A 23,861-nucleotide genomic window follows, 5' to 3' on the forward strand; every position below is an offset into this window, starting at 1 on the left:
GAAAGCCGCTATTAAACCACTTAGCACCGCTGAACTTGTAGCAATACGAGGCCAGCGGTCGTTTCGTATTTAATGAACTCATATAATTAAAAGAAAAATTAGGAAGTAAGGTAACAGCATGACACATAAATTTTTGTTAATGCCTTTGTCGGCATTAATTATGGCAGGCTGCCAATCATCGGGTGAGCAAGCCGCTTCATCTGAGGTTAACGGTGTGTCTTATCAAGCAGACACTACAGCCCATATTAGTCGCAGTGTTTATCGACAAGAGTTTGATTCTGCGGTGCTATTCGCGAAGCAATCGAGCGAATTAGAAGCTCTGATGCAAGGTTACTGTGAAACGGATAAGGTTGAGTTAGACGCTTTGAAAGCTCAATGGCAGATCACAATGAACAGCTGGATGGCACTACAAGGCCAAGAAAGAGGCCCAACAGCAGCGCTTGAAGAGAGCTGGAATGTTCAATTCTGGCCAGACAAAAAGAACACGACGGGTCTTAAGATGCGTCAGTTAACTCAGCAGAACAAAGCTTGGACTCAAGACGAAATCGCGCAGCAGAGTGTGACCGTTCAAGGGCTAGGTGCGTTGGAGTGGTCTCTGTACGACGAGCAATCTCCATTACTGCAAGACAAAGCGTCTGGTTGTCTATATTCACAAGCGATCGCACAAAACTTGGCAATGAAATCGGCCTCTATTGCTGAGGCATGGCAGGTTAACCCTTGGTTAGCGCTAGACGAGACTCGCTGGGAGTCTGAATACATCGCTTTATTGACCAACCAACTTGATTACAGCATGAAAAAGCTGAGTCGCCCGATGGCGAAAATTGGTCATCCGCGTCCTTACTTCTCAGAATCATGGCGTGCACAAACCTCGATGACTCAACTAAAAGCCAATGTAGCAGCACTTCAGAATTTGTACCTTGCCGGTGGCAATGGCCTAGACGGCTTGTTGATAGAGAAGGGCTTAAACGACCTAGCTGATCGCGTTGCTGACCAGTTCACATTGACGCTAGATACTTGGCCTACAGACTCAAGCTTGTTTGAGTTATTGCAGAGCAAAGAGGGCTACCGCGAGGTGCTGACTCAATACAACAAACTAGAACGTTTGAAGTACCTGATTCATGAAGAAGTGGCGATAGAGCTGGGCGTGGTAATAGGATTTAATGCTACCGATGGTGACTGATACTACACGAAGAACCTTACTGAAAGCAGCACTTGGGTGTGCTGCTGTGCCTGTGCTGCCGTTCGGATGTGCTAGCCGTTCAGGTGAAAGCGCATCGAATAAACCTCAGTTGATTGGTTGTGCGCTTAATGGTCGAGGCCAGTATTCCGCGGTTGTGGCTGATGAGTATGGCATGCCACTGAGCCAGCTACCTATCCCTGAGCGTGGCCATGGCGTCGCAATCTGCCCAACCTCATCACATGCGGTGGTTTTTGCCCGTCGTCCTGGTGACTATTTTATGGTGTTTGACTACAAAAACGGTCAGCAGATCAAAATGGTGGTGAAAGGTAACAACCGCCACTTCTATGGTCATGGCGTATACTCATTAGACGGCACACTATTGTATGCCACTGAAGGGAAAACCGACACCAGTCAAGGCGTGATTGGCGTCTACGATGTCGCACAAGGGTATCGTAAGGTCGAAGAATTCACCGGTTTTGGTATTGGCCCTCACGAGGTGATTATCATGCCTGATGGTAATCTTGCTATCGGCGTTGGTGGTGTTCATACTGATGGCAGAACACCGAAAAACTTGGATTCCATGCAGCCTAGTTTGAGCTATGTTTCATCGCAAGGTGAGCTGCTTGATCAGGTTGAATTGTTGGATAAGAAGTTAAGCATTCGACACTTAGCGCATGATGGGGCAGAGACTGTACTTTGTGGCCAGCAATATCGCGGCGAACCGGATGAATATCCTTCACTTTTGGCGATGCACATCAAAGGTGGGCAGTTTGAATCACTGAATGCGGAGCCGGAGCAATGGGCAAGGTTCAATCATTATATTGCAAGTATCGCAGCATCCGATGATTGGATTATCGCCACCTCACCACGAGGTAATTGCTACGGTATTTGGTCTAAACAAACCAAAGAGTTAGTAGAGCTATCGGCATTGTCTGATGCTTCCGGTGCTGTGCTTCTTGATGGGGAATTTAGATTAAGCTCTGGGGCGGGAAGTGTGGTTAGTCAGCGCAAGCCTTATGAGAAATCAACTCAGCAATCATCGATCCAATGGGATAACCATTGGAGCTCAATCTGATTCATAAAGCCTCTTAAAAATAACATGCTTACTCCCATTTCTTTGCCATACTTATGGGATGGTTGGTGATGGAGTTAAGCATGTTCGCGAAATACTTCTGTGGGTTATTAGTTTTAGTTTCTGTGCACACATGGAGCTATACGAGTTCTGATGAAGGTCGTTTCTTTCCGGCTGATTCAGAGCTATCTTTCATGCTGATTTATCCCGAACTAACCCAGAGCATTTATCAAGACTCATCTCTCCCTATTCTTTGGGATTCGCCTGAACTTGTTAAGGCATTCGAATTTCAATTGTCGTTGCTCGAACAAGCACAAATGGCACCACTCTTTGAACGACAACTCAAGCAAATCCGTCACTATCAATCCCATGCACAATGGCAAGAGTTGGACATCTTACTCACCGACACCTTTATCTACTATTTAAGCTATGTTGAAAACGCACCATTTGCCGGTAAGGAGTGGTATTTCTCAGGTAAGCTGCATTCCAAATTACCACCACCGTCCCCCCATATTTTGATGAGACTAAAAAGCAGTGTCGCCAATGATTACTTATTGGAGATGGTGTTGTCTTACGCACCGCCAGTAGGGGATTTTGACCAATTCAAAGCAACCTATTCCGTGTTAGAAACCGCGTCTGAACTCGATATTGAGCGGTACAGACAGAAAGGCTTAAAACGCTTGGGGGATAAGCTTTCAGACAAAGCGATTCTTGTTGAGCGCATTGCGTTGGTCGGCGTGGATACCTCTATGATTGCTGTCGATTTCCCTGTGTTTGATCGAGATCTGCAAGCGGCGATTCAGTCCTTCCAGCGCATGCACGGCCTAACAGCGGATGGGATTATTGGGCCAGACACGATCAAGTGGATCAACATGAGCTTCGATGATCGATTGAGCTCTTTGGCTTTGAATGCAGAGCGTGTTCGCTTGTGGCCAAGGAATAGAGACTCTCTTATAGTAGTCAACGTGCCTAGCTTTGATATGAAGTATTGGGAAGACGGCGAAGAGGTATTTGAGTCTAAGGTCGTCGTGGGAAGAAAATCGCGAAAAACCCCGCTTTTAGAGATAAACCTCGATTCTGTCATTCTAAACCCGACTTGGAATGTGCCATGGAAAATCATGGTCAAAGATATCCTGCCCAAAGTAAAAGCGGACGAAAGCTATTTAGAGACACACAACTTCCAAGTCATTGATGGCTGGCGTACCATGGAAACGGTCGATACCACCGAGATAGATTGGCAGACCATCAATTTCAATTCATTCCCATATCGAATGCGTCAACAGGCGGGTTCGAGTAATGCATTAGGTTTGTACAAGTTCAACACACCTAACAAAAGAGCGATTTATCTGCACGATACGCCAAGTAAAGGTCTGTTTAATGATGACTTCCGTGCTTATAGCTCAGGTTGTATACGTGTCGAACATGCAGAAGAACTTGCTGAGTTATTGTTTGCCACTAAGGTAAGGAAAGTACCGAACCAAAATGATGACCTTGCTCCGAACACTAAGGTTCGCCTCAAAAAGCGAATTCCTGTGCATATCATCTATCAAACCGTGTTGTTTGAAGAAGGGGGCATACAGTACCGTGGCGATATCTACCAATATGATAAAGAGGGTGGTTGATTGAAATGTGTTCAATAAAGGTGATCTTGACTAAAAAATGACAACTAAGCTTCTATTGATAAAATTATAATGTGGATCAATAACTAACCGCGTAAAGGTTACAAATACTAACCTTTTGAGCGCTTTTAGTACGTTGACGCAGCAATTTCCATTATGTATCGTGCATTTTTCGTTCGATCTAATTGGTTTTTTTGCTGTATGTCTCAAAGTTTATTTTCTCGCCGTCAGTTTCTGACTTACGCTGGTGGTACCGCTGTTATCGCCTCAATTACACCTTCTATCGCTTTTGCTTCATACCCGGATCAACCAAGAACGATTAGCATGAATAACCTTCACACCGGTGAAAGATTAGAGACCTGTTATTTCGATGGTACTAACTATGTTGGTGACGAGATGGCACGCCTTAGCAAGCTATGTCGCGATTTCCGCCGCAATGAAATTCATCCAATGGATAAAAACCTGTTTGATCAGATCACTCAGATTCAAAACGTGTTAGGTATTCAAAAAGAAGTCCAGATCATCTCTGGTTACCGTTCTCCAGCGACCAATGAAGCATTGCGCTCAAAGTCGAGTGGCGTGGCGAAGAAGAGTTATCACATGCTTGGTAAAGCGATCGATTTTCGTATCGATGGTGTCGATCTGAAAGAGCTAAGAGACGTAGCCAAAAGCCTGAATGCCGGTGGTGTTGGTTATTATGCACGTAGCAACTTTATCCATATCGATACTGGCCCAGTACGTAGCTGGTAGAGTTAGGTTGAGTTTGCGAGCGAATGCTAGGTACTTGTCAAAGTAGACATCCAATGTCATAGTTTGCCCAAATTTCAGTTTGCCCTCTAAGGTTTGTATATGTCTCTTAAGTATCAAGTTGTACCTGTTACCTCTTTCTCTCAAAACTGCTCAATTGTGTGGTGTGATGAGACAATGGAAGGCATCGTTGTCGATCCGGGCGGTGATGTTCAACAACTAGCTGCGATCATTGAAGAGCTAGGTGTTAAAGTGGTGAACTTGGTACTGACGCACGGTCACTTAGATCATGTTGGTGGTACGGTACCACTTGCTGAGATCTTAAAGGTGAATATTGTTGGTCCACATAAGGCCGATAACTTCTGGCTTCAAGGTCTAGAGAATCAAAGCCAAATGTTTGGATTTCCACTGTGTAAAGCCTTTGAACCAAACACTTGGTTAGAAGAGGGTGACAAAGTCACGTTTGGTAATCAAGTGATCGACGTGATTCACACGCCGGGCCACACTCCAGGCCATGTTGTACTGTTCAGCGAGCAAGCACGTCTAGCGTTTGTGGGTGATGTATTGTTTAACGGCGCAATTGGTCGTACTGACTTCCCACAAGGTGATTTCAATACACTTATCGCTTCAATTAAGACAAAGCTTTGGCCACTAGGCAGTGACGTAACATTCGTTCCGGGTCATGGTCCTGAATCGACATTCGGTCGCGAGCGCGCATCAAACCCGTTCGTAGCAGATGAAATGCCTCTGTACTAATTAAGCCTTTGATTAAAAGACCAGTTGTTCGTGTCGATTGATTGAAAAATGAAGCTTAGCTTTTGTTGTGAAAGCTAAGCTTTTTTATTGCGCGCGAATTTACTGGCAACCCTTAGTCAGAAAGGCGTTCAGCAGCAGCCAAGTAGCGTCGAGCCAGTCCAACAAACTCTTCTCCACTCATATTTAAATCTTGAGTTGATATGAAAATATCATAACCGTGGAAGCCCCTTTGATACTTCATCCTGTTGGCAAGCATCGCCTGTAATCCAGAATAGTCTTTAATCACCGTGCTTTGATTGTTCGTTTCATCAGATGATTCTGAGGTCGTCTGTGTTTGGCTATCGTTGAAGCTTACCTCTTCAGTATTTTTTAACTCTTTATATCGGCTCAGTTCCACACAACCGTTCTCAGTGCAGCGCGTATGGTAATGCGATGAGTCGAGAACCATATCTTCAAAGTTTGACTCTTTACCCGCTTGTTTGGCTCCTAGATACAAAAGTGCTCGTTGGCTGAGTAATAACTCACAGGTGATTTTGGGGCAGATCGAATCGAGGTAGGGCGAGTAATCTTTAACCTTGATACCAATCCAAGGCAAAGGTTGGTGCCAGCCATCTTGTTCATAGGTGCAAAGCCCAATTTTTTGGATGTTGTTCCACTTTAAGACCCACCCCCCTTTATAAAAATGCTGCTGAAAATGAGTCGGGGTGAGTGTGAACATCACTCGGCTGCGCAGCATCAAATAGTAGCCGGTTCCCAGAAGGGCAATACTGCAAAAAGCACCCACGATCAGTAACTTTGGGTTGTCACTGTAGAGCGCAACGATCAAGCAAATGAAGCCTAAAATAACGGCGAGGATACGGTACGAGCGAGTGAATGAAGGCAAAGAGAAATTAGTAAGGTGACGAGTGTCCATAGGCAACACCAAGTTTTCATATTTTTGTCTGGATGGATAACCAGTGTATATGACCCTGAATTGATAAGTCGATGTTTAAATAATAGACGCTAGTAGACAATATCGGTATTTTTCGTCGACTTTCGACGCTTCACTCTACAAATAGCTCCTGTTTTTTGGTATAAATCGCGCTTCAAATTTTCACCACTGCGAAAAGAGCAGTGAACTGGAGAAATATTCAATGAGACTTGCTCATAAGCGTAAGGTGCAGGCTAAACTGCAGAAACGCACTAAAGCGGCTGTAGTTAAAGCAGTGGCAACGCCGAAAAAAGCGAAGCCTGTCGCAGAGAAAGTTGTAGCAGAAAAAACTGTAGCAGCAAAACCAGCGGTAGAAAAAGCAGTAGCAGCAACTAAAGAAGTTGCAGTAGCACTGACTCCTAAGCAACAACAAGTTCTAGACATCGTTGTTAGCAATGCTGAAGGCATTAACCCTAAAGGTATCGGCCTAGCAGCTGGTCAAGAAGACGCGAAAGCAGCTTCATGGGCAACAGGCGCATTGAAAAAACTTCTTGAAGAAAACCTAGTAGCGAAAGAGCAGCTAGCAGGTAACAAGGTTATCTACAAAGCTATCTAATCCTTTGGGATTCTATTCGCTTCGTTAAGTTTTTAAGCCTCGATTTTCGAGGCTTTTTTGTATTTGTCGGATTATGCCAATCCTAATCCTAATCCTAATCCCATATTCACATTCAAACCCAAATTAAAATCAACCCCAGAAGCCTTATTTCCAATTGGCTGACGCCTTACGCTTTTAGTTTGTCTTTCGCGAGTCCTATGTTTTAAATCAATAAGCATCAAAGTAGGTCTTCTGATTCCCTGAAATTATGATTTTCTCGGATTGAGTGCATTTAGGTGCGTATTTGAGGTGTGGTGAGAATAGAGCCTCATCACGAAATGGCAATCAATTGTTAACGGTATTTAATTATTAATACTTAGGTATTTATCAATAAATATTCCTCTAGTGAATAAGGTGATTCCTTTAAAATCGACATCACTCAATCATCTCCTACGTAGTTCTACGTAATCCTTTGGTCTAATACGCAGTTTGTGTACGCCTGTCGTGCGTGCTCTCCCTGATATCTTGTTACCTCATCACGGTGCACTCTTATGTTGAATCATAAAAAATGCTCATAGAAAGAGTGTTAACCCAACAAAGGACGTGAACATGAGTCTCATTTCTAACTCCCTCACACGAGTTTTTAAAAACGTTGCAGTAACCGCTGCGGCTTGTTTAGCTTTGGTCGCTACTGGTGCTACAGCCGCTGATAAGGTTTACCGTTTAAAGCTTGCAGAAACGTGGGGACCAAACTTCCCAGTTTTCGGTGATGCAACTAAGAACATGGCAGCGATGGCTGAGAAGATGTCGAATGGTCGACTTCAAATCAGAATCGATTCAGCAAACAAACACAAAGCCCCTCTTGGCGTTTTTGACATGGTCAAGTCTGGTCAATACGACATGGGTCACTCAGGCTCTTACTACTGGAAAGGTAAAGTTCCAAACACTCTTTACTTCACTTCTATGCCTTTCGGTATGACGCCAGCAGAACAATACGCGTGGTTCTATCACGGTGGTGGTATGGAGTTGATGGAGCAAGTTTACTCTCCACACAACTTGATGTCGTTCCCAGGTGGTAACACAGATATTCAGATGGGTGGTTGGTTTCAAAAAGAGATCAACAGCGTTGAAGATCTACAAGGTCTGAAAATGCGAATCCCAGGCTTTGCCGGCGAGATTCTAGCTGAGCTAGGTGCTAAACCGACGAATATTGCCCCAGGTGAACTTTACACGTCTCTAGAACGTCGCACGATTGATGCACTAGAGTGGGTAGGTCCATCACTTGATCTGCGTATGGGTTTCCACAAAATCGCGCCGTACTACTACACAGGTTGGCATGAGCCGGGCTCAGAGCTTCAATTCCTAGTGAACAAGCGCACTTGGAACAAGCTGCCTGAAGATCTACAAGAAATCTTACGTGTTGCAATGCGTACCGCGGCTTACGACATGTACACACAAGCTACGCACGAAAGTGGTAAGAACTGGGTTTCAATGAAGACTGAGTACCCAGATGTACAAGTGAAAGACTTCCCGCCAGAGGTTATGTCTGCACTGAAAGAAGCGAACGATCGCCTACTTGCTGCACATGCTGAGAAAGATGAATTGGCGAAAGAGATCCAAGCTTCACAAGCAAGCTACCTAGAGCAAGTGCGCTCATGGACGGATATTTCACATAGAGCTTACCTAAATAGCCAAGCGAAATAATCGCCCCTTGTTGAACTGAATCTAAATGAACCCGACGCTTTTCTTATTGAGTATTTAAGAGCGAATAAGCCGAGGGTTCATTTTAAACATAATAATTAAATGCCCAAGAACCCTTTCTACGTCGTGCCTATTGCTAGCTATAAACTGAATCGTTTTTAGTTGGGTTAGCTGTACTGCGCGATGTCTTTTCAAATTCCATGGAGTCGGGAATGCGAAGTCTAATTTATATTGAACGCCTGTTTAATCGTATCGGTGATGCACTGGGATGGCTTTCCAGTATGTTGTTTATTTTACTGATCGCCAACGTCGTGTATGACGTTGTCATGAGATATGCATTCAACGATGTCTCTATCGCCTTCCAAGAGATGGAATGGCATCTGTTCTCTGCCGTTTTCCTATTAGGTGTGCCATATGCCATCAAAGCGGGTGGTCATGTTCGAGTCGACGTCTTCTATGAGCAGTTGAGCTTTAAAGCGCAAGCCATTATTGATCTGTTAGGTACGCTTATCTTCCTACTGCCGTTTTGTTTGTTGGTAGCTTGGTTTGGTATTGATGTGGCCAAAGAGAGCTATGAACTTGGTGAAACCTCAGGCGATCCGGGTGGCCTGCCGTATCGCTGGATCATCAAAGCCATGATCCCGTTGTCATTCTTCTTAATGGCACTCAGTGGCGTAGGTTTGATCCTGCATTCACTGAACAAGATTTTTAATCCGCACCTTATCCATGCAAACAATATTCATACAAAGAACAAGTAGAGGCTGAACATGATTGGAATAGTAATGTTTTTCGTAGCCTTGTTTGCACTTTTACTTGGCTTCCCAGTAGCGTTTACCTTTGGTGGTATCGCGTTAATCTTTGGTGTTTGGGCTGAGGGCATCGAAATGTTTGCCTTCATGCCATATCGAATTCAATCAATCATGGAAAACACGGTGCTGATGGCCGTTCCATTGTTTGTTTTCATGGGGCTTGTTCTGCAAAAGACCAAGCTTGCTGAGCAGTTGCTTGAGTCTATGGGGCGATTGTTTGGTGGTGTTCGTGGTGGTATCGCGATTTCAACCGTACTAGTAGGTTCACTGCTTGCGGCTTCTACTGGCGTCGTTGGTGCTTCTGTTGTTGCAATGGGACTTATCTCATTGCCGGTAATGCTCAAATACAATTACGATAAAGGCTTAGCCTGCGGCACTATTTGTGCGTCTGGTACGTTAGGGCAAATCATCCCGCCATCTATCGTTTTGATTCTATTAGGCGATGTTCTTGGCGTGCCTGTTGGTGACTTGTTCCAAGCCGCAATTTGGCCGGGCGTGATGTTAGTTGGCGCGTACATCCTTTATATCTTGATATACGCCAAGCTCCACCCTGAAGCGGCTCAACCGATTGAGCGAGATGATTCAATCAGCCGTAAGCAAGAAGTGTTAGATGCACTTAAAGCGATTCTTCCACCTCTCGCGTTAATCATAGTGGTACTGGGTTCAATCTTTGCGGGTGTTGCTACGCCTACAGAGTCTGCTGCTCTCGGTGGTGCAGGTGCGATGGTACTTGCTTTGCTATACGGTCAATTCAGTTGGTCGATGGTGTATGACGCGTCTAAAGAGACGGTGAAAGTCACGGCGATGGTATTCGCCATCTTGTTGGGTGCGACGGCATTCTCAATGGCGTTTACCTACACGGGTGGTGATTATCTGGTTGAAGAGTGGATGCTACAACTGCCAGGTGAGAAATGGGGCTTCCTGATCATTACTATGTTAGTGATTTTGATTTTGGGTTTCTTTATCGACTTCGTAGAGATCTGTTTCATCATCGTGCCGATCATTGCGCCAGTTGCTGAACTGATGGGCATCAACATGACATGGTTCGCTATCCTTATCGCGATGAACCTACAAACCTCTTTCTTAACGCCGCCATTTGGTTTTAGTCTGTTCTATTTAAAAGGGGTAGCACCAAAAGGCGTGACGACCAAGGACATTTATCGTGGCGTGATGCCGTTCATTCTGATTCAAATCCTCGTACTTGGATCACTTCTCGCTTTCCCTTCTTTCTATGGAATGTGAGTGAAGCCTAGAATGTGAATGATATGTTTCAACGACTATCTATAAATTGATAAAGTAAAACGGCTTATTGATGTTCAGTAAGCCGTTTTTTGTGAGGGAAAGGAATGCCTCTAAAAGCCAAGCTGATTTTGCTGACGCTGCTCCCGTTGCTACTCGTAACGGCGAGTATCAGCTGGATCTCGTTACATCAAACCAAGACATTGGGTGATAAAGAAGTTGAGATCTTTAGAGATAGCCTAATCAAGTCGCGCGAAAACGCCCTCAAAGACACGGTTGACCTTGCGTTCGATGCCATAGAACACATCTATAACGATCCAAATATCCAAGAAGCTCAAGCCAAAAAAGAAGTTCGAACCATATTGTCTAAACTTAGATATGGCTCTGATGGGTATTTCTTCGCCTATGATCGCCACGGGACCAACTTGGTTCATCCAATACAGCCAGAGTTGATAGGTCAAAACCTACTGCAACTGCAAGATGAGGATGGCGACTTTCTGATAGAAGCTCTGTTAAGAGAGGCGCAAACCGGAGGTGGTTTTCACCAATATTTGTGGCAAAAGCCTTCGACGGGTGAGGTGGTGTCTAAGTTGAGCTACGCCGCTTGGCTAGAGCGTTGGGACTGGATGATTGGCACCGGTTTGTATATCGAAGATGTGCATCAAGAAGTGGCTTCGATGCAGGCTGCAATAAACAAGAACATTGAAACCACGTTCTTTTCGATTGTGGTGATTTTGAGCGTGACGGTCGCCGTTATTATCGTGCTTACCTTAGCCATCAACATGCATGAACATCGCATTGCCGATAACAATTTGAAGGAACTGGCACATAAAACGGTGATGTTTCAAGAGGACGAGAAGAAGCACTTAGCGCGTGAGTTACATGATGGTATTAATCAATTATTAGTGTCGAGTCGTTGCCACTTAGAGCTACTCGGTAATAAGTTACAAAGTGAAGACCTTAAAGCACATTTGAATAAGTCACAGCACTCACTGATGCGAGTGATTGAAGAGGTGAGGCACATTTCACATCAACTTCGCCCAAGTTCACTGGATGACATAGGCTTAGAAGCGGCATTGTCTTCGTTGTTATTAGATTTTCAGGCGCACTCCGGCATTGAGGTGGAAACTTTATTTAGCACTCAACCGGGTAAGTTAAAATCAGAAGCCGCAACGACCTTGTATCGAGTGGTACAAGAGTCCCTGAATAACATAGAGAAACACGCACAAGCGACCAAAGTAACGGTTATCGCCCAGCAAATTGGTAACGTGTTGCAACTGCTTATCCAAGATAATGGTGTCGGTTTCAATACCTATAAAGCGATGGAAAAGCGAGGGATCGGGCTGCGTAACATGAGAGAGCGAGTGGAGTTCATTGGCGGTGATTTTGAGTTGATGAGTGAGATTGGTTTCGGAACGGAAATTACGGTGTTACTGACACTAGAAGGATTAGTGAATGAGTGAAGTTATTCGAGTTGTGATTGCTGACGATCACCAAGTCGTACTGGATGGCTTTATGGCGAGATTAGAACTCGAGCCTGATATTAGCGTGATAGGCACAGCCAGTAATGGATTAGAAGCGGTTGAGACAGTGAAAACGCTGCGCCCTGATGTGGTGTTGATGGATATCAGCATGCCCATCATGAATGGTATTGATGCGACCCACCTGATTAAAGAAGAAGACCCTGAAGCCAAGGTGTTGATGCTGACCATGCATAACAACCGTGAATACATTATGAAGGTGATGCAGTCGGGTGCGGTCGGCTATATGTTGAAAGAGATTTCGGCTGAAAAAATGGTGCAGGCAATCAAAACGGTCAATCAAGGCTCAACCTATTTCTGTGAAAAAGTCACGCAGAATTTGTTTACTCAGCCGATTACTCCGACGCCATCTGTGAAGAATCCATTGAGCAGACGTGAAGAGGCTGTGCTGAAATTAGTCGCAAAAGGGGAGAGCAGTAAAGAGGTCGCGAAGGCACTGAATATCAGCTATCGAACGGTCGAAACCCATAGACAGAATATTAAGCATAAGCTGGACATTCACTCTACAGCAGAGCTTGCTAAATACGCAGTCAGCTCCGGGCTTGTGGACTGATCTTACGCTAAATTACATTAAATGTGTAATTTAATTACTAAATGTGCAATTTGGGCCTCCTTTATGGAGGTTTTTTTAGTATTTTTGCGACAGGTTGATATTCTTCATTTCGAAATTTAGGCGCCGAATGCAATGTTGCAAACAGTGCGCTGCAAATTAGAGAGGAAGCATGGAGCCTGTAAAAGATAGGTATAGTATTGAAAATACCGATTATATAGTAGGACAAGATAACGTTCAGAAATGGGGTTTTGATGTTCATAACCCAGTATTTGGAATCAGTGCAGGGGCGATCATTATCTTCCTGTTGGCACTTCTAGTCTCAGACCCTGAAACCGCAAAAGCGGCGCTTGATGGAATCAAATGGAAAGTCATCGGTAACTTCGATGGTTTCTTCATGTGGGCAGCAAACATCTTCGTTATTTTCTGTTTTGCCCTCATTGTCTCCCCGTATGGCAAGATACGTATTGGTGGCAATGATGCCAAAGCAGAGCACTCAAACCTATCTTGGATGTCGATGTTATTCGCCGCGGGAATGGGTATTGGCCTAATGTTCTGGGGTGTTGCTGAACCAGTGGCTTACTTCACTGGCTGGTATGAAACGCCATTAGGTGTTGAAGCTTACTCTCCTGAAGCGGCGAAGTTAGCGCTCGGCGCGACCATCTACAACTGGGGTCTTCACGGTTGGGCGATTTACGCTGTTGTTGCTTTGGCGCTTGCTTTCTTCACCTTCAATAAAGGTTTACCTCTATCAATCCGCTCTATTTTCTACCCTATCTTAGGTGATAGAACTTGGGGTTGGTTTGGTCATATTGTTGATATCGTTGCTGTGCTTGCAACACTGTTTGGTCTTGCAACTTCATTGGGTTTAGGTGCTCAACAAGCAACAAGTGGTATTAACCATGTATTTGGTACCGATGGCGGTATTGGCATGCAACTGGTTGTTATCGCAGTGGTCACTTTCTTAGCAACAATGTCCGTTGTTCGTGGCATCAATGGTGGCGTAAAAGTACTAAGTAACGTCAACATGCTGGTTGCTTTGGGCTTGCTTATCTTCGTAACCATCGCTGGTGGCATGGCGGGTATTAAAGCTATCCCAACCGCTCTAATGGGCTACATTGAAAACTTCATTCCTTTAAGTAATCCTCATGGTCGTGATGATGAAACGTGGATGCAAGGTTGGACGGTATTCTACTGGGCGTGGTGGATGTCTTGGTCTCCATTCGTAGGCATGTTCATCGCTCGTATCTCTAAAGGTCGTACGATTCGTGAATTCATCGTTGCTGTATTGTTCATCCCAACGACCGTAATCATCATCTGGATGGCTATTTTTGGTGGTATCGCGATTGATCAAGTGGCGAACAAGGTGGGTGAGATTGGTGTGAATGGTCTGCAAGATATTACACTTTCTCTTTTCCATACTTACGATGCACTGCCAATGAGCTCTGTGCTTTCAGTGGTATCGATTGGGTTGATTATGGTGTTCTTTATCACCTCGTCTGATTCAGGTTCATTGGTTATCGATAGTATTACCTCTGGCGGTAAAGTCGATGCCCCTGTTCCACAACGCGTATTTTGGGCGTTGATGGGCGGTGCGATTGCAGCGGTTCTATTGTGGGTTGGTGGTACGGAATCTATTCAAGCATTACAAGCTGGAACGGTATCAATGGCGCTACCATTTGCCTTCATATTATTGCTTATGTGCCTAAGCTTATTGTTAGGTTTACGAACTGAAAATCAATTGGTTAAGCATCAAAATGCTTTGAGTTAAAAGTATTTTTGATAAAAAGGTCGGCATGGTCGGCCTTTTTTTCGTCATAAACTTGAGTAATTACGTGAGTTTTGTTTGTAATTTCATCGAACCGATTCTGGTTTACTGAAAACAACAAGTTAACCTGCTAAACTTCAGACATCCAAGTATTTGAATTATTGTGACAACAGCTTGTACTACTTGGATTGTATGTTCGAGTTTGTAATTAAGTCGCAGGTAAGTAAGGGATACGAGGTCAATAGACCCTATTAGTATTCCGTAGAGAGGGATAATGACTAAAGGTATAGATAAATACAGTATCGACAGTACGGATTACACTGTTGGTCAAGATAACGTCCAAAAATGGGGTTTTGATGTTCATAACCCAGTATTTGGTATCAGTGCGGGACTTATCGCCTTATTCTTGATCGGTGTTCTACTTACAGATACCGCTTCAGCAAAGGCAGCACTAGATGGTGTTAAATGGCAAATTATCAATTCATTTGATTGGCTGTTCATCTGGTCCGGTAACATTTTCGTTATTTTTTGCTTGGGCTTGATTGTTTCTCCATTTGGTAAAATCCGCCTAGGTGGCGTTGATGCAACCGCTGATTACTCATTCATGTCTTGGTTGTCCATGCTGTTCGCTGCAGGTATGGGTATCGGTTTGATGTTCTGGAGTGTGGCGGAGCCAGCTGCTTACTACACAGGTTGGTATGAAACGCCGTTAGGTGTTGAAGCGAATACACCAGAAGCGGCTAAGCTAGCACTAGGTGCAACCATGTATCACTGGGGACTGCATCCTTGGGCGATTTATGGTGTAGTGGCATTGTCACTTGCTTTCTTCTCTTACAACAAGGGATTACCTCTTTCAATTCGTTCTATCTTTTACCCAATCTTAGGTGATAGAGCTTGGGGCTGGGCAGGTCACATTGTTGATATTCTTGCAGTTCTTGCAACCCTATTCGGTTTGGCGACATCGCTTGGCCTAGGTGCACAACAAGCGGCAAGTGGTATTCAGCATGTATTCGGTATTGAAGCGGGCTTAGGGCTGCAAGTCATTGTTATTACAGTGGTGACTTTATTAGCGGTTGTCTCCGTACTTCGTGGTATTGATGGTGGCGTTAAAGTTATCAGTAATATCAATATGCTAGTAGCTTTCTTACTGCTGATCTTAGTTGCGCTAATCGGTTATGCAGTGACGCTGGGTTCAATACCAACAACATTGATGGCATATATCGAAAACATCATTCCGCTGAGTAACCCTCACGGCCGTGAAGATGAAGCTTGGCTACACGGTTGGACGGTATTCTACTGGGCTTGGTGGATCTCATGGTCACCATTCGTAGGTATGTTTATCGCTCGTGTTTCTAAAGGTCGTACGGTTCGTGAGTTCATCACAGCAGTACTGATTGTACCGACTACCGTGACTATCATTTGGATGTCAGTGTTTGGTGGTATGGCGATTGACCAAATCGTGAATAACATTGGTATTCTTGGTCAAGAAGGTTTAACCGATGTATCGCTAGCGATGTTCCAAATGTTTGATGTATTACCATTTGGTACTCTGCTTTCAATCATTGCGGTTGTATTGGTTTTAGTCTTCTTCATTACATCGTCTGACTCAGGCTCTCTAGTAATCGATAGCATCACCGCGGGTGGTAAAGTTGATACGCCTGTGCCTCAACGTGTGTTCTGGGCGTTCCTTGAAGGTGCGATTGCTGTCGCTCTATTGTGGGTTGGTGGTACTGAAGCAGTACAAGCTCTACAAGCGGGTGCAATCTCGACGGCATTGCCATTCACCATCATTCTATTACTGATGTGTGTGAGCTTGCTAATGGGTATGCGTACAGAAAAACGCTAGGCTTTCTAAGCTAAAATCTACTGCAATTTATACGCAGTAGAGCGGTAAATAATATGAAGGCAGAAGAGGAAACTCTTCTGCCTTTTTGTTTTTTTACCGTACTAAATCTGACATTATTTCTAATAATCACATAGCAAATAGCGCCTTAAATTTGGCGACAAGCCAAGGAATTGACATTAGGTAAGCTTATGGTTTGCTTAAAATTATATTCCGATATTAAATTGTGAAATCGCTCGAATTTAATACTGATATTGGGTAGTATGCGCGGGATTTCCCACCACTCGTGAAACTTTGACATGAAACTAACACTAAAGCAGAAGTTGATAGGTGCTAGCCTATCTGCTGTTGTCGTTATGGCTACAGCGTTGACTTGGTTGTCAGCAAACCAATTATTTGAACAGACTCGTAATGGCGTATACCTACGAGCTGAAAGCGTATCTGAAGCAGCATCTGAAGGTATTAAGAACTGGATTGATATCCGTACCGATATCGCATCAGCATTTAATGAGTTTTCACGAGAAAGTGATGTTGTTCCTTTCCTCAAGCAAGCTCGTGTAGCGGGTGGCTTTGACGATATCTTTTTAGGTACTCCAGAAGGCGGGATGTACCGTTCACACCCTGAACGTAATCGTGCAGATTACGATCCTCGTCAACGTCCTTGGTACCAAGAAGCAAACGCTGCAGGTAAGCAAATCATCACCACTGCTTACCAAGATGCGATTACTAAAGCGCTTCTAGTAACGATTGCAGAACCTGTTCGCCACAACGGCCAACTTGTTGGTGTTGTTGGTGCAGACGTACTTATTGACCAATTGGTTAACGATGTAATCAGTCTTGATGTTGGTGACAATGCATACGCAATGCTAATTGATGCCTCTGACGGCACATTCCTAGCTCACCCAGATTCAGCATTAAGCTTGAAGCCGGTAAGCCAACTTTCTAATGACATCTCTATGCCTATTATCGAGAACGCAGTGCGTACGGGTAGTATCGAGATCATCAAAGAGCGCGGTGCTGAGAAGCTGCTTTACTTCACGAAGGTGCCTAACAGTAACTGGATCTTCGCGGTTCAGATGGACAAAGCAACAGAAGAAGCGAACCACTCAACGCTACTTACTCAGCTGATCATCACTGCTGTAATTATCACGCTAATTGTAATCGTACTTGTGTCTTGGTTAGTGAGCTTCCTATTCCGCGACCTAAACCGTGTTTCAGCTGCTCTTGAAGAAATTGCTTCAGGTGAGGGCGACCTTACTCAACGTCTTGAGCCTAAGAGCGACGACGAAATTGGTCAGCTTGCTGCAAACTTCAACCGTTTTGTGGGCAATATGCACACCATGGTGATCAAGCTAAGCGAAGTATCTGCTGCGCTAGGCAACCAAGCACGTCAAACGGCTTCTCAAGCTGAAGAACGTAGTGCTCGTATCCAAATGCAACAAGACGAGATCAACATGGTAGCAACAGCCGTTAACGAAATGGCTGCAGCAACACAAGAGATCGCGGGTAACGCAGACCATACTGCACAGAACTCATCTGAAGCGGTTGGCGCGTGTGAGCACGGTACTGGTCAAGTGACACAGACTCAAAGCTCTATCCAAAACCTTGCTCAAGAAGTTCAAATTGCAACCAACGTGATTCTAGAGCTTGAAGAGCACGGCAACAGCATCAACGCTATCCTGTCTAACATTCAAGGTATCGCTGAACAAACGAACCTACTTGCACTTAACGCCGCTATTGAAGCAGCGCGTGCCGGTGAGCAAGGTCGTGGTTTCGCGGTAGTAGCGGATGAAGTTCGTGTTCTGAGCCAACGTACACACGGTTCAACGCAAGAAATTCAACAAACGATTGAGTTGCTACAAGGTACAACAGGCAAAGCGGTTAACATCATGAACGATAGCCGTACACTTGCTGAAACAAGTGTTGATGACGCGAACTCAGCGGCTGCAAGCCTGACGCAAATCCATGCTGCTGTTGAACGCATCAGCGACATGGCGACACAGATTGCTTCAGCTGCAGAAGAGCAAGCGTCTGTAACGTCTGAGATCACTCGTAACACTGAGGGAATCCGTGACGTATCTAACGAGCTAGCGGACGAAGCACACCAAGCTGCAGAGCAAGCTGCGCAGCTTTCTGAACTGTCTCACGAGCTAGAAAGCGAAATCAGCCGCTTCAAGCTGTAAGCGCTTAGCGAACAGTGATTAATTTGGTCCCTAAAACGTACTAAGTTAATCCGCGAGAACGTTATTTAAAAGCCGAATGTGAATACCACATTCGGCTTTTTTGTGTGTGCTAGTCAGAGTTATGAACCCCAGCTAGTTGTTCGGGTAACCTGGGAACTTAGCTTTAAGGGCCGCACGAGTAGGGAAGTACTGCTCCATAAATGTAACCATCGCAGGGTCATTAGCTTGTAGCTCTGTGAAAGTTGCAGAACTTAATTCTTGGGCGCTGTAACCCTTATAGTTCAGGTCGTAGTAGGCATAAAGAGAGTAGGCTAGGTACTCTTGGTCGTATGACTCAGCGTCTAAATCAGCTTCGACAATCGTCGAGTCTTTTCCGTTCGGAAAGTAAGAACCCGCAAGAATCGCTTTTTCATTGAGCTCATCGAGTTCTTTTTGCATTATTCCCCATTTCGATGAAGATGATTGTACCGCTAAGTTCATCACACCGTAATCGTGAACAAAGTGAATAATCTCTTCGAACGCAGCGTCTCTTTGAGTCACTAAGTCAGGCTTGTTTTCGCCAGTCGATGTGTCAGTTGTTTCTGTCGCAAACAGATCTTGGAAACGGTAATGTTCATCTAAGAAGTCACCTCCATCTCTGTCAGACCACTCATCATCGTAAAAGAATCCCATGGTAGCTTTACTGTCGTAAATAGCCTTAGTTACTTCTGCTGGGAAGCTATCTAGGTAGTACTGCATGATGTTCTTAACGTGAGCGACTTTTGCTGCACCGTTATTTTTTGACTGGTCTTCAATCAACAGTGGAATCTTATAACCGTGTGCTTCTACGCATGTGCGTTGCTTGATGCCATTGGCGAGCAAATCACCTGTGGTATTTGTGATAACAGAACAGTCGTTAGTTGGTACACGAGCGAACACCTCAGAATTACTTTGAGCGAAGTACGGTACAAATTGAATGCCATTACTTAAAGTGTTACCGACACGAACATAAAGGTTCATAGGTCTCATTTGGTCGATATTAAATTTGATGCCACTGTTATCAATAATGAACTGCTTATTGATAGTCACTGTATCCGCTTTTTTCCATCGAATGACGTTGTTTATGTTGTTTTCGACCTCTGCGATAGCAAGCATTTCAGGTGTCGTTGTTGAGTTAAAGTTTTCGTAGTAAATATCGAAGTTTTCAACGCTAAACGTTTTTCCTGCAGAGTTTGTTGCCGTTACTGAAAAGGTAATATCAGCATCGTTTTGGGTTTTGTAATTGCGCTCAGGAATACCGTGAACTTGCGCGAAATTACCACTCGCTTTTTGTGTATTACCATACTGAGTAATATCAATGTTCACGTTTTTGTCTGTACCCGCAGCAATCGATTTTACGCTGAATTGCAGTGAGTAATTACTTCCTAAGTTAACCACTGAGCTAGCGCTTGATGCGTCGATGACATTCTTTGATGCGTTGGTGTTATTACCGTCGTTGCTTCCGCCACAAGCGGTAAGCATCGCTGTAAAAACAAGAGTTGGAATAGTGAGTTTGTGTACCATAGGAGACCACGTTATCTGCAAGCTATAAAGCCTGTATGTTACAAGAAATGGCGTTTGCTCTTGGTAAGCTATTGTAAGTTGTGTATTGACTGTACTTACAAATGGCTGGGATGTTATTTATTAGGGTTATCATTCGGCAGCTGCTCGATACTCGAATCACAGACAATAAAAAAGCCCGAGCATGGACTCGGGCTTTGAATGGTTTTTTTTATAACTTATGAAGGAGCTAGATTGCCTGGCGAAGTTGGAAGTAACGTCCTTCTTCGTTTAACAGCTTCTCATGGGAGCCGTGTTCAACAATCTCGCCTTGTTCAATCAGAACAATCGAATCCATCGATTCCAGACCAATCAAACGGTGCGTAATGAAGATAACCGTCTTGCCTTCAAAATGCTTCTCAAACAGTGCCATGATGCTCTGTTCAGTTTGCTTATCTAAGCCTTCTGTTGGCTCATCGAGAAGCAGAATAGGGGCATCATGAAGAATCGCACGTGCGATACCAATACGGCGCTTCTCACCACCAGACAGTTGACGGCCACCGTCACCTAACCAGCTATCAAGTGCAGTATTCTCAAGCAGCTTTTCTAGACCAACATCTCTTAGGATATTTGCTAAGTGATCATCGGTTGCTTCTGGTCTTGCAATCAACAAGTTGTCACGCAAAGTACCATTTAGAATGTCGACACGCTGGCTTACCACACTGATCGATTCACGCAGTTGTGACTCGTTCCATTGTGTCAGCTCAATGCCTGCGATAGAGATGTAACCCTTTTTAGGGTCCCAGTAACGAGTCAGCAGTTGAATCAGAGTTGATTTACCAGAACCCGTTTGACCAACAATTGCGATCTTGTTCGTTGCAGGGATCGTTAGGTCAACAGCGTTCAGAACACTGCGCTCAGAATCAGGGTAGTTGAACGTCACGTTTGAGAACGTAATATCAAGCGGCTTGTTGATGTCCAGTTTCTCTTCCGCGAACTGAACTTCAGGCTCTGACAGAATGACTTCATTCAAGCGACGCGCTGAAGACAGAGTTTGACCTAAATGCTGGAATGCGCCTGCGATTGGCATTAACAATTCAAAACTTGCCATAGTTGCGAACGCCATTAGCGCGATGAACGGGTCTGGTGCATTGCCACCCACGCCATCAGCCGCAAGCCAAAGCATTAGAACCAGCGTTAAACCGTTGAACAGCATGAGCGCAGCTGAAGCCATACCGGTTAGGTTAGCGTTTACAAACTGGTTCGCCATTAGCTTGTGTTGGGTTTCTAGAATCGCATTACGGTAACGCTCTTCCGCACCAAACAGAGTCAGTTCGCTATAGCCTTCAATCCAATCTAGTGTCGTTACACGAAGGTCTGCTTTGTTTTGTGTAAGCTCGCCACCGTTACGTTTACCCAGCTTGTAGAACAAGATAGGCCAAACCAACAGCATGATCAGAAGGATAGAACCTAAGATCAGGCCTAGCGAGGTATCAAACCACATCAAGAACAGCGTCAGGAAGAAGATACCCAATACACCAACCGTCACAGGGCTTACTAAGCGCAAGTAAACGTGGTCCATTGCGTCGACATCAGCAACCAAGCGGTTAAGTAGGTCAGCGTCACGAAGGTTTGAAATACGACCTGGGATCAGCGGAGCCAGCTTCTTGAAGAAGAAGATACGCAGATCAGTTAATAGTTTGAATGTTGCATTGTGGCTAACAACACGTTCACCCCAGCGACCCGCAGTACGGCTCATCGCCAAACCACGCACACCACCACCCGGTAGCATGTAGTTGAAGGTTTCACGCGCAATCGTAAGGCCAGCAACCGCAGAAGCTGAAATAAACCAACCTGATAGCGTTAACAAGCCGATAGAAGCCGATAGAGTAGCAAAAGCTAATAGCATGCCTAGCGATAGGCCAAACCAATGCTTTTTATAGAGTTTCAGGTAAGGCAGTAAATCACGCATCTAAATTACCCTTATTGTCTTGTTGAGCTAAGTTCGCGTTTAGCATCTCTTCGAATAAACCACCCGCAGTCGAAAGCTGAGAGTAATGACCTTGTTCCACAAGACCACCATCGCGCATAACCAGAATGTTATCGACCGATTGAAGAGGAGCAAGTTGGTGCGTCACAAGCAGGGCAGTGCGACTTTCGATGTTGCTGTTGATGCCTTTCATCACGAGCTGTTCACTACGAGTGTCTAGGCTGGCAGTCGGTTCATCAAGCAACCAGAATTGACCGTCTTGAATCATTGCGCGAGCCAAAGCCAAACGTTGAGATTGACCAACAGACAGGCCACCTGAGCGATCAGAAATCATGTAATCTAAACCATGCTCGTTTACGAATTCGTTAGCAAATGATTGCTCAAGCGCGTTTTGGACAACTTGGTCAGTGATATCATGCTTACCTAGAGTGACGTTGTCACGAATGCTGCCGTGCAACAACAATGGGTTTTGACCAACCCAACTAATCGTTTTACGCCAAGAGGCTAAGTCGAGGTCACGTAATTCAACAGCATTGATTTTCAAGCTTCCTTCATAAGGCATGAAACCAAGAATCGCATTGATCAAACTTGTTTTACCCGCACCACTTGGGCCAACTAACGCAGTTGACTGGCGAGTGTTCAGTGCAAACGAGATAGGGCCAACCAATTGAACACCTTCAGGGCTTAACACTTTGAGATCTTGAGCTTCAATATTGATGCCTTGAGCTGGGTCTAGCTGAGTGTCACCTGATTTAACCTTAGTGATGTCGGTTTCTAGAAACTCGACAATACTCTCAGCCGCGCCTACAGCTTGTTGCTTCGCGTGGTAGAACGTACCTAAGTCACGCAGAGGCTGGTAAAACTCTGGCGCTAAGATAAGGATAAACAAACCAGCGAATAGCGTAATGCCTGCACCGTAGTGACCGAAGTTAAGCTCACCAATGTAGGTGAAACCAAAGTAAACTGCCGTCATCGCAATAGAGATAGACGTGAAGAATTCAAGCACAGCAGAAGACAAGAAAGCGATCTTCAATACATCCATGGTACGCGTTCTGAACACTTCAGATGCACCTTTCAATACTTCTGTTTCAGCGCTAGTACGGTCGAAAAGACGGATGGTTGTCATTGACTGCAAACGGTCATAGAAGTGACCAGAAAGACGTTGCAGTGCTTTGAAGTTTTTACGGTTTGCATCGGCTGCTTTCATACCAACAAGTGCCATGAACATCGGCACCAGTGGAGCAGTAATCAAGAAAATCAGTCCTGCTGCCCAGTTTACAGGGAATACTACGACCAAAATAATGAACGGAATCATTACCGATAGAGACATCTGAGGTAAATAACGAGAGAAGAAATCTTGCATGTCTTCTACTTGTTCTAACAACAGCGTTGCCCACGTACCGGCAGGTTTACCTTTAATGTAAGCAGGGCCTAACTCGCGTAACTTATCAAGGATGAGTTGCCTGATATAGACACGGATCTGTTCACCACAGCGATAACCTGCGATCTCACGTCCCCATGTACAGCCCGCACGGCCAACGACCGATAATGCCAAGCCTGCGAAATGACCAACCAGTTCAGATTTATCGACATTCTCGATGATCAGTTGGTGAAGAATAGAGGCGAGAAGAGCTGCTTGAGCAATTAAAAACACGCTTGAAAGTACGCCAAGGCTAATCGCAATCATAAGCCAGCGTTTCGCTAACTTACTCTGTTGCTTAAGCCACTTGTTCAAGCTGCGTTGTTTTTTCTTATCCATTATGAAGGCTTAATGATAATTATTATTTGTTGAGGGCGGCTAGTATACAAAAGAAAGCCCAGTGGATATACCACTGGGCTC

Annotated in this window: 18 protein-coding genes; 14 read left to right on the forward strand and 4 right to left on the reverse strand. The window is 44.7% G+C overall.

The window, feature by feature from the left end:
* The first annotated feature begins 118 nt into the window (after window positions 1-118).
* From FTW16_RS02085 to FTW16_RS02105, 5 genes are all read left to right on the forward strand, one after another.
* Window positions 119-1,180, forward strand: coding sequence for an imelysin family protein (locus FTW16_RS02085; RefSeq protein WP_146489878.1), 1,062 nt, complete (start codon window positions 119-121; stop codon window positions 1,178-1,180).
* A complete protein-coding gene (locus FTW16_RS02090; protein ID WP_146489879.1) occupies window positions 1,170-2,255 on the forward strand; it encodes a DUF1513 domain-containing protein in 1,086 nt (361 codons plus the stop codon). The genes FTW16_RS02085 and FTW16_RS02090 overlap by 11 nt, the downstream gene beginning before the upstream one ends.
* Before the next feature lie 80 nt (window positions 2,256-2,335).
* Window positions 2,336-3,874, forward strand: a complete 1,539-nt coding sequence (locus tag FTW16_RS02095) for a murein L,D-transpeptidase (RefSeq protein ID WP_146489880.1) — start codon at window positions 2,336-2,338, stop codon at window positions 3,872-3,874.
* A gap of 198 nt (window positions 3,875-4,072) precedes the next feature.
* Window positions 4,073-4,621, forward strand: coding sequence for a YcbK family protein (locus FTW16_RS02100; protein ID WP_048659567.1), 549 nt, complete (start codon window positions 4,073-4,075; stop codon window positions 4,619-4,621).
* A gap of 99 nt (window positions 4,622-4,720) precedes the next feature.
* The gene (locus tag FTW16_RS02105; RefSeq protein WP_010438163.1) at window positions 4,721-5,374 is read left to right on the forward strand and encodes an MBL fold metallo-hydrolase; all 654 of its coding nucleotides are present in this window, start codon (window positions 4,721-4,723) and stop codon (window positions 5,372-5,374) included.
* A gap of 112 nt (window positions 5,375-5,486) precedes the next feature.
* On the opposite strand, the gene FTW16_RS02110 is transcribed toward FTW16_RS02105, so the two are convergent.
* Window positions 5,487-6,287, reverse strand: a complete 801-nt coding sequence (locus tag FTW16_RS02110) for a DUF2982 domain-containing protein (protein ID WP_048664740.1) — start codon at window positions 6,285-6,287, stop codon at window positions 5,487-5,489.
* A 220-nt stretch (window positions 6,288-6,507) separates the two neighbouring features.
* On the opposite strand from FTW16_RS02110, the gene FTW16_RS02115 reads away from it, so the two are divergent.
* The 9 genes from FTW16_RS02115 (at window position 6,508) to FTW16_RS02155 (ending at window position 18,513) form a co-directional block, all read left to right on the forward strand.
* Entirely contained in the window at window positions 6,508-6,900 is a 393-nt protein-coding gene (locus FTW16_RS02115) for a hypothetical protein (RefSeq protein WP_004733388.1), read from the forward strand.
* Window positions 6,901-7,488: 588 nt separating this feature from the next.
* Complete coding sequence (locus tag FTW16_RS02120; RefSeq protein WP_017060957.1) at window positions 7,489-8,583, forward strand: TRAP transporter substrate-binding protein; 1,095 nt, start codon at window positions 7,489-7,491, stop codon at window positions 8,581-8,583.
* A 209-nt stretch (window positions 8,584-8,792) separates the two neighbouring features.
* Complete coding sequence (locus FTW16_RS02125) at window positions 8,793-9,338, forward strand: TRAP transporter small permease subunit (protein ID WP_017060958.1); 546 nt, start codon at window positions 8,793-8,795, stop codon at window positions 9,336-9,338.
* Window positions 9,339-9,347: 9 nt separating this feature from the next.
* On the forward strand, window positions 9,348-10,631 hold the full coding sequence (locus FTW16_RS02130; RefSeq protein WP_123309824.1) for a TRAP transporter large permease subunit: 1,284 nt from the start codon (window positions 9,348-9,350) through the stop codon (window positions 10,629-10,631).
* 104 nt (window positions 10,632-10,735) lie between these two features.
* Window positions 10,736-12,091 (forward strand): cache domain-containing protein, encoded by a 1,356-nt coding sequence (locus FTW16_RS02135; RefSeq protein WP_146489881.1) that lies wholly within the window; start codon window positions 10,736-10,738, stop codon window positions 12,089-12,091.
* A complete protein-coding gene (locus FTW16_RS02140; RefSeq protein ID WP_102480654.1) occupies window positions 12,084-12,722 on the forward strand; it encodes a response regulator transcription factor in 639 nt (212 codons plus the stop codon). The genes FTW16_RS02135 and FTW16_RS02140 overlap by 8 nt, the downstream gene beginning before the upstream one ends.
* 169 nt (window positions 12,723-12,891) lie before the next feature.
* On the forward strand, window positions 12,892-14,490 hold the full coding sequence (locus FTW16_RS02145; protein WP_146489882.1) for a BCCT family transporter: 1,599 nt from the start codon (window positions 12,892-12,894) through the stop codon (window positions 14,488-14,490).
* Between the two features lie 271 nt (window positions 14,491-14,761).
* Window positions 14,762-16,333, forward strand: a complete 1,572-nt coding sequence (locus FTW16_RS02150; protein ID WP_048659559.1) for a BCCT family transporter — start codon at window positions 14,762-14,764, stop codon at window positions 16,331-16,333.
* Between the two features lie 296 nt (window positions 16,334-16,629).
* Entirely contained in the window at window positions 16,630-18,513 is a 1,884-nt protein-coding gene (locus tag FTW16_RS02155; protein WP_123283373.1) for a methyl-accepting chemotaxis protein, read from the forward strand.
* A 132-nt stretch (window positions 18,514-18,645) separates the two neighbouring features.
* Here the strand turns inward: FTW16_RS02155 and FTW16_RS02160 are convergent, their stop codons facing one another.
* From FTW16_RS02160 to cydD, 3 genes are all read right to left on the reverse strand, one after another.
* Window positions 18,646-20,055 (reverse strand): hypothetical protein, encoded by a 1,410-nt coding sequence (locus FTW16_RS02160; protein WP_146489883.1) that lies wholly within the window; start codon window positions 20,053-20,055, stop codon window positions 18,646-18,648.
* 226 nt (window positions 20,056-20,281) lie between these two features.
* Window positions 20,282-22,003 carry a heme ABC transporter ATP-binding protein/permease CydC gene (gene cydC / locus FTW16_RS02165; protein ID WP_146489884.1) on the reverse strand — a complete coding sequence of 574 codons (1,722 nt, stop codon included), beginning with the start codon at window positions 22,001-22,003 and terminating at the stop codon, window positions 20,282-20,284.
* A complete protein-coding gene (gene cydD, locus FTW16_RS02170; RefSeq protein WP_146489885.1) occupies window positions 21,996-23,780 on the reverse strand; it encodes a heme ABC transporter permease/ATP-binding protein CydD in 1,785 nt (594 codons plus the stop codon). Before cydD ends, cydC begins: the two co-directional genes overlap by 8 nt.
* Window positions 23,781-23,861: the final 81 nt, after the last annotated feature.

Origin of the sequence: Vibrio sp. T20 (assembly GCF_007858795.1) — a bacterium.
GTDB classification, from domain to species: Bacteria; Pseudomonadota; Gammaproteobacteria; order Enterobacterales; family Vibrionaceae; genus Vibrio; species Vibrio satsumensis.